The organism is Streptomyces sp. YIM 98790 (genome assembly GCF_011421595.1).
Taxonomy (GTDB): Bacteria; Actinomycetota; Actinomycetes; order Streptomycetales; family Streptomycetaceae; genus Streptomyces.
In genome coordinates this window covers 20,502-33,483 of sequence record NZ_WTLH01000053.1, presented here as the reverse complement: position 1 = coordinate 33,483, position 12,982 = coordinate 20,502, and the positions used below count along the sequence as shown (strand labels likewise).

General features: G+C 70.8%; 10 protein-coding genes and 1 pseudogene. 5 read left to right on the top strand and 6 right to left on the bottom strand.

Features of this window, described 5'->3' with window-relative positions; all coding sequences use genetic code 11:
* The first annotated feature begins 112 nt into the window (after positions 1–112).
* The 5 genes from hpt (at position 113) to GQS09_RS11910 (ending at position 7,027) form a co-directional block, all read left to right on the top strand.
* Positions 113–667, top strand: coding sequence for a hypoxanthine phosphoribosyltransferase (gene hpt / locus GQS09_RS11930; protein WP_313896104.1), 555 nt, complete (start codon positions 113–115; stop codon positions 665–667).
* Between the two features lie 328 nt (positions 668–995).
* A complete protein-coding gene (gene ftsH, locus GQS09_RS11925) occupies positions 996–3,101 on the top strand; it encodes an ATP-dependent zinc metalloprotease FtsH (RefSeq protein WP_165986004.1) in 2,106 nt (701 codons plus the stop codon).
* A 199-nt stretch (positions 3,102–3,300) separates the two neighbouring features.
* On the top strand, positions 3,301–3,906 hold the full coding sequence (folE, locus tag GQS09_RS11920) for a GTP cyclohydrolase I FolE (RefSeq protein WP_165986003.1): 606 nt from the start codon (positions 3,301–3,303) through the stop codon (positions 3,904–3,906).
* Positions 3,907–4,295: 389 nt separating this feature from the next.
* Positions 4,296–6,203, top strand: a complete 1,908-nt coding sequence (locus GQS09_RS11915; RefSeq protein WP_243761325.1) for a cellulase family glycosylhydrolase — start codon at positions 4,296–4,298, stop codon at positions 6,201–6,203.
* A 224-nt stretch (positions 6,204–6,427) separates the two neighbouring features.
* Positions 6,428–7,027: a DoxX family protein gene (locus GQS09_RS11910; RefSeq protein WP_165986002.1), complete on the top strand. Its 600-nt coding sequence runs from the start codon at positions 6,428–6,430 to the stop codon at positions 7,025–7,027.
* Between the two features lie 357 nt (positions 7,028–7,384).
* Here GQS09_RS11910 and GQS09_RS11905 read toward each other — a convergent pair whose 3' ends face one another.
* The 6 genes and pseudogenes from GQS09_RS11905 to GQS09_RS11880 form a co-directional block, all read right to left on the bottom strand.
* Complete coding sequence (locus tag GQS09_RS11905; RefSeq protein WP_165986001.1) at positions 7,385–8,401, bottom strand: ArsA family ATPase; 1,017 nt, start codon at positions 8,399–8,401, stop codon at positions 7,385–7,387.
* Positions 8,392–8,652 carry a cory-CC-star protein gene (locus GQS09_RS11900; RefSeq protein WP_165986000.1) on the bottom strand — a complete coding sequence of 87 codons (261 nt, stop codon included), beginning with the start codon at positions 8,650–8,652 and terminating at the stop codon, positions 8,392–8,394. Before GQS09_RS11900 ends, GQS09_RS11905 begins: the two co-directional genes overlap by 10 nt.
* Positions 8,649–10,349 (bottom strand): carbon starvation protein A, encoded by a 1,701-nt coding sequence (locus GQS09_RS11895; protein ID WP_165985999.1) that lies wholly within the window; start codon positions 10,347–10,349, stop codon positions 8,649–8,651. The genes GQS09_RS11900 and GQS09_RS11895 overlap by 4 nt, the downstream gene beginning before the upstream one ends.
* A gap of 522 nt (positions 10,350–10,871) precedes the next feature.
* On the bottom strand, positions 10,872–11,783 hold the full coding sequence (locus tag GQS09_RS11890) for a hypothetical protein (RefSeq protein WP_165985998.1): 912 nt from the start codon (positions 11,781–11,783) through the stop codon (positions 10,872–10,874).
* A 226-nt stretch (positions 11,784–12,009) separates the two neighbouring features.
* Positions 12,010–12,135: pseudogene (locus GQS09_RS11885) on the bottom strand (glycoside hydrolase family 20 zincin-like fold domain-containing protein); the annotation flags it as partial.
* Positions 12,136–12,429: 294 nt separating this feature from the next.
* A complete protein-coding gene (locus GQS09_RS11880) occupies positions 12,430–12,900 on the bottom strand; it encodes a hypothetical protein (RefSeq protein WP_165985997.1) in 471 nt (156 codons plus the stop codon).
* Between the last annotated feature and the right edge of the window lie 82 nt (positions 12,901–12,982).

Genomic DNA, 12,982 nt, shown 5'->3' with positions numbered 1-12,982 from the left:
CCGGCGTGCCGGCGCCGCGGCTGCCGGCGGCGCCGCCGGCGGTGGCCCGGCCGGGCGGAGCCGCGGCCGTCCGACCGATTCCGTACCACGACGTACCAAGAGAGTGGCCAGGGTGCAGGAGAAAGACCTGGGCGCCGACCTTCAGTCGGTGCTCATCACCAAGGAAGAGATCGACGCCAAGCTCGCCGAGCTGGCCGCCAAGATCGACGCGGACTACGCGGGCAAGGACCTGCTGCTGGTCGGTGTGCTCAAGGGCGCCATCATGGTGATGGCCGATCTGGCGCGGGCCCTGGCCACGCCGGTCACCATGGACTGGATGGCGATCTCCTCGTACGGCGCGGGCACCCAGTCCTCGGGGGTGGTGCGCATCCTGAAGGACCTGGACACCGACATCAAGGACAAGCATGTCCTGATCGTCGAGGACATCATCGACTCCGGTCTGACGCTGTCCTGGCTGCTGTCCAACCTGGGCTCCCGGGAGCCCGCCTCGCTGGAGATCATGACGCTGCTGCGCAAGCCGGACGCCGCCAAGGTCGACATCGACGTGAAATGGGTCGGCTTCGACATCCCCAACGAGTTCGTGGTCGGCTACGGCCTGGACTACGGCGAGAAGTACCGCAATCTGCCGTTCATCGGGACCCTGGCGCCGCACGTCTACGGTGGCTGATGCCGGCCGCCGTGCCCGCCGCCGGGAGCCCCGGGGGCGGGCACGCCCCGGCACGGCCGGGGCACGAAAAGATACGTGCCCGGAACATCTGGTGGCCCCGAACCGTTTGAGGAGGTCAGGGAAAGCGTGACGGAGGGCTCCGGCGGCCGGAAGGCTGCGCCGGGCAGCGCCGGGCGTCCATGCTGCGGTACCGTCGCGATAAGTCAGCTTGTTCGTCGCCGGGCGCGCACCGGCGAATCGGACACCGACGCACAGCGGCCTCCGTCCGGGGGCTGTGCACACGAGTGGCAGGAGGGACGGGGCCGCGCAGCCTCGTAGACGAGACGTGATGAAGCGCTACTTCCGTGGGCCGGTCATGTGGATCCTGCTGGCCGTGGCCGCTTTGCTCCTGTTCATGATGGTGTTCCGGTCCGGCGAGGGGTACACCAAGGTCGACACCGGGCAGGTCGTCGAGGCCATCCAGAAGAACCAGGTCCAGGCGGCCGAGCTCACCACCGGTGACGAACAGAAGATCAAGATCCAGCTCAAGGAAGGCGAGCGGATCCCCGACGTCGAGTCGGCCAAGGTCGAGGCCAACTACATCGACGACCAGGGCGTGGAGCTGGCCAAGCTCCTGCAGTCGAAGTACCAGAGCGAAGAGAATCTGCTGCCGGACGGCTACACGGTCAGCCCGAAGTCGCAGAACCCGTTCGTGTCGATGGTGCTGTCGATCCTGCCGTTCCTGCTGATCATCGTGCTGTTCCTGTTCCTGCTGAACCAGATGCAGGGCGGCGGTTCGCGGGTGATGAACTTCGGCAAGTCCAAGGCCAAGCTGATCACCAAGGACACCCCGAAGACCACCTTCACCGATGTCGCGGGCGCCGACGAGGCCGTGGAGGAGCTCCACGAGATCAAGGAGTTCCTGCAGGAGCCGGCCAAGTTCCAGGCGGTGGGCGCCAAGATCCCCAAGGGCGTGCTGCTCTACGGCCCGCCCGGCACCGGCAAGACCCTGCTGGCCCGCGCCGTGGCCGGCGAGGCCGGGGTGCCGTTCTACTCCATCTCCGGCTCCGACTTCGTGGAGATGTTCGTCGGTGTCGGCGCCTCCCGGGTGCGCGACCTGTTCGAGCAGGCCAAGGCGAACGCCCCGGCCATCGTCTTCGTGGACGAGATCGACGCGGTCGGCCGCCATCGCGGCGCCGGCATGGGCGGCGGGCACGACGAGCGCGAGCAGACCCTGAACCAGCTTCTGGTCGAGATGGACGGCTTCGACGTCAAGGGCGGCGTGATCCTGATCGCCGCCACCAACCGGCCGGACATCCTGGACCCGGCGCTGCTGCGCCCGGGCCGCTTCGACCGCCAGATCGCGGTGGACCGCCCGGACATGCAGGGCCGGCTGGAGATCCTCAAGGTGCACCAGAAGGGCAAGCCGGTCGCCCCGGACGTGGACCTGGGCGCGGTCGCCCGCCGCACTCCCGGCTTCACCGGCGCCGACCTGTCCAACGTGCTCAACGAGGCGGCGCTGCTGGCCGCCCGCGGCAACGCCAAGCTGATCGACAACAAGTACCTGGACGAGGCGATCGACCGGGTGGTGGCGGGCCCGCAGAAGCGGTCCCGGATCATGTCCGACAAGGAGAAGCTGATCACGGCCTACCACGAGGGCGGCCACGCCCTGGTGGCGGCGGCCTCCCCGAACAGCGACCCGGTGCACAAGGTGACGATCCTCTCCCGGGGCCGTGCCCTGGGCTACACCATGGTGCTGCCGGAGGAGGACAAGTACTCCACCACCCGCAACGAGATGCTGGACCAGCTTGCCTACATGCTGGGCGGCCGGGCGGCCGAGGAGCTCGTCTTCCACGACCCGACCACCGGCGCGGGCAACGACATCGAGAAGGCCACCGCCACCGCGCGCGGCATGGTCACCCAGTACGGCATGTCCGAGCGGCTGGGCGCGATCAAGTTCGGTTCCGACCACTCCGAGCCCTTCCTGGGCAAGGAGATGGGTCACCAGCGCGACTACTCGGAAGAGGTCGCCGGGATCGTGGACGAGGAGGTCAAGCGGCTCATCGAGGCGGCGCACAACGAGGCCTGGGAGATCCTGGTGGAGAACCGGGACGTGCTGGACAACCTGGTGCTGGCGCTGCTGGAGAAGGAGACGCTGGGCAAGGAGGAGCTGGAGGAGATCTTCCGGCCGGTGGTCAAGCGCCCGCCGCGTCCGGCGTGGACCGGCTCGCCGCACCGCACCCCGTCCACCCGCCCGCCGGTCTCGGTGCCGGTCAAGCAGCTGAGCCTGGCCAACGGCAGCGGCGGCACCAACGGCAGCGGCGGCGGTTCCGGGGGCGAGCAGGAGACCAAGCAGCTCAACCCGCCGCTGGGCTCGGTGCCGCCGGGCGCTCCGCTCGGTGAGCTGCCGCCGCGCCCGGACCACCAGCCGCCCGGTTCCTCCGGGCAGAGCTGAGCCGTCCCCGTACCGGCCGGCCCGGAGGACACCCGGCAGAGCGGGGCCTCGCGGGCGGCCGGTACGGGCGGGAATGTCCCTCGCGCCCCTCGGGTTTACCCTGAGGGGCGCGTCTGCGTGCGGGCGAACGCGTGTGCGAGCATGTGGCCGGGTGCGGCGGACCGTGCCCAGGTGCCGCGAACGACGGAACGAGGACTGCATGACCGACCCGGTGACGCTGGACGCCGAGAGCCCGCTCGGGGAGTTCGACGAGAAGCGGGCGGAGAACGCCATCCGCGAGCTGCTGATCGCCGTCGGGGAGGATCCGGACCGCGACGGCCTGCGGGAGACCCCGGCCCGTGTGGCACGGGCCTACAAGGAGATCTTCGCCGGGCTCTGGCAGCGTCCCGAGGACGTCCTGACCACCACCTTCGACCTGGGGCACGACGAGATGGTGCTGGTGAAGGACATCGAGGTGTTCTCCAGCTGCGAGCATCACCTGGTCCCGTTCCACGGCGTCGCCCACGTCGGCTACATCCCGGCCGCCAGCGGCAAGATCACCGGGCTGTCCAAGCTGGCCCGGCTGGTGGACGTCTACGCCCGCCGGCCGCAGGTCCAGGAGCGGCTCACCACCCAGATCGCGGATTCGCTGATGCGCATCCTGGAACCGCGCGGGGTGATCGTGGTGCTGGAGTGCGAGCACATGTGCATGACCATGCGCGGGGTGCGCAAGCCGGGTGCCAAGACCACCACCTCGGCGGTGCGCGGTCAGCTCCGGGACGCGGCGACCCGCGCGGAGGCCATGAGCCTGATCCTGGCCCGCTGAGTCACTCTGCGTAAGCAGTGCCGGTGTGTTCGGAAGATGGTTGCGCCGTCCACATGATGGGAGCGCTCCCAGAATTTTTCCCCACCGGCACGCCTGCTGCCTGCGCCTTTCACCGAACCGCTTCCTTCGTGCAGTAAAGGCGCTGACCGCTGTATTGACAGGGCCATGGCGGCCTGGCTTCATGTGACGGAGTCGAATCGGGCATTCGACCGCGGGGAGAGCCGCGGGAGGGTGGTGTGCCGTCACGTACCGAAAACTGGGAGCGCTCCCAAAATTTCGGTACAGAGTGTTCCGAATCGTGAGCGCTCGGCCGCCCCCTTCCACGGCGAACCCCGGCGCGCCGCCGTGCGCGCGGAGCCGCACCTGCAAGGAAAGGAACGACCCCCAGCATGTCTTCCTTCACCCGGAGACGACACAGGGGCAGACGGCCGCTCGCGGCCGGCCTGCTCATGGGCGCCCTGCTCGCCGTGGGACTGCCGAGCCTGACCGGCTCCGCCGGTGCCGCCCCGGCCGCCGGTGAGGCGGGCCTGGTGCAGGCCGCCGGTGCCGCCGGAACCGACTGGCTGACCACGGACGGCAACAAGATCACCGACCAGGCTGGCAACGAGGTCTGGCTCACCGGAGTCAACTGGTTCGGGTTCAACACCACCGAGCGGTTCTTCCACGGTCTGTGGTCCGCGAACATCGAGGACGTCACGCGCGCGGTCGCCGAGCGGGGCTTCAACATCGTCCGGGTGCCCATCTCCACCCAGCTGCTCAACGAGTGGAAGAACGGCCAGGCCCAGGTGGCCTCCGGGATCAACACCTACGTCAACCCGGAGCTGGAGGGGAAGACCACGCTTGAGGTCTTCGACCACTGGCTGACACTGTGCGAGAAGTACGGCCTGAAGGTCATGCTCGACGTGCACAGCGCGGAAGCCGACAATTCCGGCCACGTGTACCCGATGTGGTACAAGGGCGAGATCACCACCGAGATCTTCTACTCCACCTGGGAGTGGGTCGCCGACCGGTACAAGAACAACGACACCCTGGTCGCCTTCGACATCGAGAACGAGCCGCACGGCAAGGCGAACGAGACCCCGCGCGCCAAGTGGGACGGCTCCACCGACGAGGACAACTGGAAGCACACCTGCGAGACCGCGGGCAAGCGCATCCTCGCCATCAACCCGCACATGCTCATCCTGTGCGAGGGCATCGAGGTCTACCCGCGCGAGGGCGTGAGCTGGACCTCCACCACCCCGACCGACTACTACGGCATGTGGTGGGGCGGCAACCTGCGGGGCGTCAAGGACTACCCGGTCGACCTGGGCGCCGGCCAGGACCAGATCGTCTACTCGCCGCACGACTACGGCCCCTCGGTCTGGCAGCAGCCGTGGTTCGAGGGCGACTGGAACCGCACCACGCTGGAGCGGGACGTCTGGGACCCGAACTGGCTCTACATCCACAAGGAGAACACCGCGCCGCTGCTGATCGGCGAATGGGGCGGACATCTGGACGGCGGCGCCAACGAGAAGTGGATGACGGCGCTGCGCGACATGATGATCGACTACGGCGTCCACCACACCTTCTGGTGCCTCAACCCCAACTCCGGTGACACCGGCGGTCTGCTGGGCTACGACTGGGCGAGCTGGGACGAGCAGAAGTACGGCTTCGTCGAGCCCGCGCTGTGGAGCCAGGGCGGCAAGTTCGTCGGCCTGGACCACGAGGTGCGGCTGGGCGGCGCGAACAGCACCACCGGCCTCAGTCTTAACGAATACCTGGGCCGGCCCGACCCGGACCCCGAGCCCGACCCGGACCCGGAGCCCGACCCGGACCCGGACCCGGACCCCGACCCCGAGCCGGGCGACGCCGCGCTGACCGTCGAGTACCGGAACAACGACGGCTCGGCCACCGACAACGCCATCCGCCCCGGACTGCGGGTGCGCAACACCGGCAACACCCCGGTCGACCTCAGCGAGGTGACCATCCGTTACTGGTTCACCCGGGACGGCGCCGCATCGGTCAACGCCTGGTGCGACTGGGCCGCGGTCGGATGCGCCAACCTCAGCCTGCGGGTGGTCACTCTCCCCGCCGCGGTGGACGGCGCCGACAGCTACCTGGAGATCGGCTTCACCAGCGGCAGTCTGGCGCCGGGCGCCGGCACCGGCGACCTCCAGCTTCGGATGAGCAAGTCCGACTGGTCCGGCCTCGACGAGACGGACGACCACAGCTACGGCACCCAGGCGGCCTACGCCGAGGCCGCGAAGGTCACCGCCTATGTGAGCGGCGCCAAGGTCTGGGGCACCGAGCCCGGCTGACCCGGCGCCGCCCGGAAGACCGGCGGCGTGTCCCGGTGTGCGGGACCCCGGGACACGCCGCCCTCCACCCCCCCGGTCCCGGCTGGCGGGCGGAGCAACGTGACGGCTCCGCCCGGCAGCCGGCCTCACTCCCGCCGCACCCCGCACCCCCCGCACCACCCCCGCGCCATCCCCCGGCACCACCACCGACGCCCCCCACTCACCCCGTAAAGGAGAGGAGTGTCATGTCCGTCCAGCCGATCCGGCAGACCGCTCCCTCACCGGCCGAAGCCGCACCCGACCCCTCGCTCGGCGGCACCGCGCTGAACGGCCCCGCCGCCAAGGCGCTGGCCGCCCTGCGCATCGCCACCGGCCTGGTCTTCTTCTGGGCCTTTCTCGACAAGACCTTCGGACTGGGCTACGCCACCCCGTCCGAACGCGCCTGGATCGAGGGCGCCTCACCCGCCGAGGGATACCTGCGCGGCGTGAGCGCCGGCCCGCTCGAAGCCACCTTCCACTCCTGGGCCGGCGATCTGTGGGCCGACTGGATGTTCATGTTCGGGATGCTCGGCTGCGGCCTGGCCCTGGTCCTGGGCGTGGCGCTGCGGCCGACCGCCGTGGCCGGCAGCGCCATGATGCTGATGCTGTGGCTCAGCCAGTGGCCACCCGCCAAGGAACTGTCCGACGGCTCGCCCAGCATGTCCACCAACCCGCTCATCGACCAGCACGTGGTCTACGCGGCGGTGATGATCGCCGTGGCCGCCTGCGGGGCCGGACGGGTCTGGGGCCTGGAACGTGTCTGGACCCGCCTGCCGTTCGTCGACCGCCGCCCCTGGCTGCACTGAGCGGCGCTCACCAGCTTTCACCCACAGCGCCGATGGTCCGTGACCGCCGCCGGACCTGGCGCGGTGTGTGCCGGAGCTTGCGGGAACCGTTCCGCGAACCGCCGTGAGGCCGACCGTCACGGCACGGCGCTCGCGTGACCCGCAGGACCAGCCGCCCGGCACACACCCCGAGCGGCCCCGGAGACCGCCCCCTCCGGGGCCGCTCCGCTGTCCTCTCCGGCCACCGGATCACCGGCGGGGCCCCGGCCCGCGGCCACGCCCGCCGGTGCCCGGTCACCGGTGCCCGGTCGCCGGTGCCGGGCACGGCGTGGCCATGGCGGAACCGTCCTGAGCGCGGGACCCTGCGATGCCCGGCCCTCAACGAGAGGAGCGGCCGAGCCGGCCGGCCAGCGCGGCCAGCGCCTGCGGGCCCACCAGATCCCCCGGCAGCAGCGGCACCTCGAGCAGCGGTACGTCCGGGACCTGCTGCCGCAGCCGGCCGAGGTGCCCGTCCTCCTGCTCCCGGCGCCGCGCGAGCAGTTCACCGGCGTCCGCCGGGGAACGGCGGTTGGCGACCAGCGCGGCCACGTCGACCCCGAGGCCGGTGAGCTTCTCGTACACCTCCATGGTCTCGGCGATCGGGAGCGGCTCGGCGGTCAGCACGACCACGAATCCGGTCCGCACCGGGTCCGTCACCACCTCGCGCAGCCGGGCGAAGCGGTTGCGCCGGCGCACGAGGATCCGGCGCAGCTCGGCATCGCGGCCGGCCGCCTCGCCGCCGCCGAGACCGAGCAGCGCGGCGCCGAACCGCTCGGACCGGTCGCGGTTGGCGAGCAGCGTCTCGGTCCAGGAGGTGAGCTGCTCGGGCAGTGCGAGCAGTCGCATCGTGTGGCCGGACGGGGCGGTGTCGAACACGACCAGGTCGTACGCCTCCTCGCCGAGCTCCACCGCCTCGGCGATCCGCTCCAGCACCGCCGACTCGTGGGTGCCGGGCGCCTGCCGGGCCAGCTCCAGGTGCCGGGCGGCCGGTGCGCGCATCCGCTCGGGGAGCAGCCGCCGCATCGTCGCGGCGACGGCGGCCAGATGCTGCTCGGCCGTGCGCTCCGGGTCGATCTCCAGCCCATCGACGCAGCCCGCCGCGCCCGTGCCCGTGCCCGCACCCGCCCCTGCCGCCGGAGCGCAGGTCCCGGTGCCGGTGAGGCGGGTGGGCTCGTCACCCACCGGGCGGCCCCACAGGTGGCCGAGGTTGTGGGCGGGATCGGTGGAAACCAGCAGCACGCGGGCGCCTGCCCCGGCACGGCCGAGGGCGAGGGCGGCGGCGATGGACGTCTTGCCGACCCCGCCCTTGCCGCCGACGAAGACGACCCTGCGCGAGGCGATGAGGTCTAGCAGCACCCGACATGCTCCAGTGGCGAGCGGTCCATGCCCATCCGGCGGTGCCAGACGTGGAAGTCCTCGTAGAGGGCGGGCATCAGCTCGGCGGTGTAGTACGCCGCCGGGTCGGGCACGCCCAGTGCCTCGGCGAGGACGACCATCCGGAAGAAGTCGTCCTCCTCGCGCCGGGCGCGGGCGAAGGTACGCCGGTAGGGACCGGCGTAGAACTCCTCCAGCCCGGCCCGGAACGCGGCCCAGCGGGAGGTCGTCACCCCTTCAGCCCGGCTTTCTCCGTGACATCGGCGTCGAGGGCCTCCGGCGGTTCCCTGGACGCCCGCCGCATCGCGACGACCGCCTCGAAGGCGACCCACAGGGCGGCGACGATGATGACGAGGTCGATGACCAGCAGCAGCCAGTCCCGGGCGTCGTAGAAGTCACCGAGCTGCACGATCGCGGCCCAGAACGCCATCACGAACACCACCACCAGCGGCACCAGCGCAGGCACCGGGTTGCGCCGCTTGCGGATCAGCATGACCGCGACGATGGACAGGGTCAGCGAGGCCAGCAGCTGGTTGCTGGTGCCGAACAGCGGCCAGATACGGAGACCGCCGGCGCCCTCGGCACCCTGGCTGAAGGTGAGTCCCATGCCGAAGGCCAGCGCGATGAGCGTGCCGGCACCATTGTTGATCTTCACCTTCGCGGCATCGCCGGCCTCCTGGACGACGAAGCGCAGCAGGCGCACGCCGGTGTCCATGGTGGTGGCGGCGAACAGGATCGCCATGGTGGCCAGCACCGTCGAGCTCAGCGAGACCGGCAGGCCCAGGCCGCTGTGGACGATCTCGCCGCCGCCCGCGACGAACGCCCCGACGCCGCCCTGGCCGAAGGCGCTGTAGACGGACTCCCAGTCGGCCAGGGTGCGGTAGCCGGCCACGGCGGCGATGATCGCGCCGAGCGCGAGCATGCCCTCGCCCACCGCCCCGAAGTATCCGACGAAGCGGGCATCGGTCTCCTTGTCCAGCTGCTTCGAGCTGGTGCCCGAGGAGACCATGCCGTGGAAGCCGGAGATGGCACCGCATGCGATGGTGACGAAGAGCAGCGGCAGGAGATCCGGGGTGCCCGCGGGCACGGCGTCGTTGAAGGCCGGGGCGACGATCGTGGGGGCGCTCAGCGCCACCGAGACGAACAGGATGCCGAGCCCGATGAAGAGCTGGACGCCGTTGATGTAGTCACGCGGCTGGAGCAGCACCCACACGGGCAGCAGGGAGGCGATGCCGGCGTAGACGAAGAGGGCGATGATCCAGAAGGTGGCCGGGGACATGCCCAGAATCGGGTCGGGCAGCTCCACCGGGACGGCGTCGCCGAGGAGGATCAGGCCGTAGAGCGCGGCGACGCCGATCACGGTGACCAGGCCGAGGTTCATCCGGTAGCGGTAGACCGCCTGGCCGACCAGCAGCGCCACCGCGACCGCGCCCCAGGCCGGGATCACCGCCGAGGGGGTGGAGATCAGCAGGTTCTTGATGACCACCGCGAAGGCCGCGATCACCATCAGCAGGAGCAGGAAGATCACCACGAGGAAGAGGTTCGCGCCCCGGCTGCCGATGTAGCGGCCGGAGAGCGAGCCGATGGAGCGGCCCTTGTTGCGCGCCGAGGCCCACAGGGCGCCCAGGTCGTGCATCCCCGCGAAGAAGACCGTGCCGAGAGTGACCCACAGGAACGCGGGCAGCCAGCCCCAGATCACGGCGACCGCGGGGCCGACGATCGGTGCCGCGCCCGCGACCGAGGTGAAGTGGTGACCCCACAGGACGAATCTGTTGGTCGGGACGTAGTCCACGCCGTCCCGCAGTTCGTGCGCGGGCGTCTGGTAGGACGCGTCAAGCTTGTAGACCCGGTTGCCCAGGAATTTCGAGTACAGGAGATATCCGCCCGCGAATATCGCAAGGCCGATCAGGAGCAGCGGAAGCGCGTTCATACGGGATGCCCTCTGGGTTCTGGGGGAGGATGGAGCCGCTGCCCTGCACGAGAGGGGCACCTGGCAGGCAGGCAGCGGTGACAGTGGAGCGCGGCCCTCCACCGTGTCGCAGCCCGTGGTGACCGGCCTCGCCGAGGCGGGGCCGGCGTCCCGGCCGCCCCGGTGGCACAGGTCCCGCCGTGTCCGCCGTGGCCGGAATCACCGCCGGCTCCGCCCTCAATACCAGATCTGCCAACGATCACCGAAGTAAGGTCCGATTCACCGTCCGCATGCTAGGGACCGATGACGCGGATGAGGAGTCCCGGAAACAAGTGACGAAAAACACACCGGGGAAGCGTTTAGGAACAGGGCTGGTCCCGTTCTGTTCCGTTCCGGAGGGATCTGCTCCGATTTCGTGTGGTGCGTTTCCCGCGCGGTGAATGACCTCCCGCTGCGGAACGCCGCTGCGGAACGGGGGTGGCGCCGAGGGCCGTCTGCCTCCGCGTGAGGGGGCCGGCCGCCGGCCGGGCGCCCGGTGGTCCGTCAGGACGCGGCGGAGGCGGGATACGGGCGGGCCGGGACGGGACCGTCCGCAGCGGCCCTGCGGACCTCGTGCTCACCGCGCTTCCGGGCCTCCCCGGCGTCGGCGCCCTCCTCCTCCACCAGCTCCGCGGTGACGATCTCGTCTCCGTCCTCCGCATCGGAGCCGTCCGGCTCCTCACCACCGCCCGGCGGCTGCTGCTGGGCGGCGGCACGCCGGGTACCGCCCGTACCGAAGTAGTCGAAACCTCCGGCGCCACCGCTGCCGCTGCGCTGCGCCGGCGGCTGCACCGCCGGTACCGCGCCCGGCTGCGGGTAGACCGGCTCGCGCCGGCGGCGTGCCTCGTCCTGCCGCGCGGCGTTGACCGGCAGATTGGTCAGCGCCCGGTGGGCCTGGAGATACGTCAGCGGGGTGGGCGCGCCACTGGCCGTACGGTGGTCCGCGGACTGCGCCGGCAGCGCCTTGGTGGGCGCGGCGGCCTCCAGGGCCAGCCGGCGCCGGCTCTCCAGCACATTGGCCCGCTCGTTCTCGGAGTGCGCGTAGCGGCGCAGCAGCTCGGCGTACTCGCTGCGCAGCCGGCCCAGATCGACCCGCTTGGCCTGGAGCTTGTCCTCCAGCAGACCAATCTTTTCCAGTGCCTCGTCCAGCTCGGCCTGCCGCTCCTCGGCCCGCCAGTTGGCGGCCGACCGTTTGGCCCGCTCCTGGGCCACCTGGCGTCCGGCCTCCATGTCCCAGCGGCGCAGCACCACGCCCACCGCGAGGGTGACGGCCGCGCTCAGCACGATGAGCGGGCGCAGCACCCCGGCCTCCTCGACCAGCAGTGCCACGACCGCGCACAGCACGGCGAAGCCCCCCGCCCCGGCCGGTATCGCCCGGCGGTGCAGGGGTGCGTGTCGGTGACGTCCACGAGCCATGGCCAAAAGCTACCGTGGCGCGCGGCACGGACGGGAGGGCGCCTGGCAGATTCACGCATCCTGTGCCCTCCCGGTGATCCGACCGCCCCCGGCACCCCGCACCCCGGCCCGCCGACTGCTGCGGCAGATCGGACATGCCCTCTCCGCAACCCGCGGCTCGGGTGATGCGGCGGCCGCGCTGCCGGTCCTGGCGGCCCAGTGCCGGCACGATGCCGTCACGCACCGCTGCGCGCCGGAAGGCGTCGGGGCCCAGGAGCTGCCGCAGGGTCTGCGTGCCCCAGAAGACCCCGGCCGGCCCGCCGCCCTCGATGAGCACCCCGGAGGCGTCCGTGATCAGGAGGGGACGTGCCATATCCCGATGGCTCTGGCAGACCCGGGATACGGGGAGGGCGTTGATCGTGGTTCGTCATCGTGGTCCCGGCTGGAGAGTGCGGGACGTCGTAGGCCGGCCGACGGCGGCGACTGCGTCCGCCTGCCGTTGGAGTGGGAAAGGGGGGTGAGCAGGAGGGCTCGCACGGTGATCTATACGGCTGGGCTGCCGGCGCCGTTGCAGGACTGGCGGCTGCCGTCCGGTTTTTGGTGCGGCGGTGTCGGTGACCCGACGGGGACGGATGTGTACGTCCCACACTGAGGACACTTGCCCATGTCAGACCTCCTTCGGCACGGCGTGCTCCTGGCCCCTCTGCTGTCCGGCACGGGCGCCGTACACGAAGACGCAGTGGACCTTGGCCTCGCTGTGGAACTCGATTCCGAAGCCGGGGTACTGCGAGGAGGACTCCCGGCCGGAGTAGCCGTATGCCCTGGCAATCTCCGGGCTGCCGGAATTGGTCATGAGGGCGGCCAGGTACCGCTCAACCTCCGGCACGGGCACCGGTCCGCTGCCGATGGAGGGCAGCGGAACCGGGGTCGGTGCCTCCTTCTCCACGGGCTGCTCCGGCGCCGCATAGTCCTCGCCGGGCACCGCCACAGCGGTGATCGCGTGCCAGATCTGCCCGCCGTTCGGCAGGGTCACCTGCACTCCGAAGGGGCGCTTCGTTCCCTCCTGCCAGGGTTCGGCCTGCAGGCCGGCCGCCGTGTACGTGCGGACGGCAAAATCCATGAATCGCTGGGGGCGCACGCTGCTGCTCCTGGCTGTCGGGCGAACGGTGGCGGCCAGTCTACGAAGACGGGGCGGCGGCATGCGCTTTCGGGCGCGGCGT

Bases quoted from the DNA above. Each gene is read 5' to 3' on its own strand.
- folE (WP_165986003.1), top strand. From the start codon at position 3,301: ATGACCGACCCGGTGACGCTGGACGCCGAGAGCCCGCTCGGGGAGTTC.
- GQS09_RS11895 (WP_165985999.1), bottom strand. From the start codon at position 10,349: ATGAACGCGCTTCCGCTGCTCCTGATCGGCCTTGCGATATTCGCGGGC.
- ftsH (WP_165986004.1), top strand. From the start codon at position 996: ATGAAGCGCTACTTCCGTGGGCCGGTCATGTGGATCCTGCTGGCCGTG.
- GQS09_RS11910 (WP_165986002.1), top strand. From the start codon at position 6,428: ATGTCCGTCCAGCCGATCCGGCAGACCGCTCCCTCACCGGCCGAAGCC.
- GQS09_RS11915 (WP_243761325.1), top strand. From the start codon at position 4,296: ATGTCTTCCTTCACCCGGAGACGACACAGGGGCAGACGGCCGCTCGCG.
- GQS09_RS11890 (WP_165985998.1), bottom strand. From the start codon at position 11,783: ATGGCTCGTGGACGTCACCGACACGCACCCCTGCACCGCCGGGCGATA.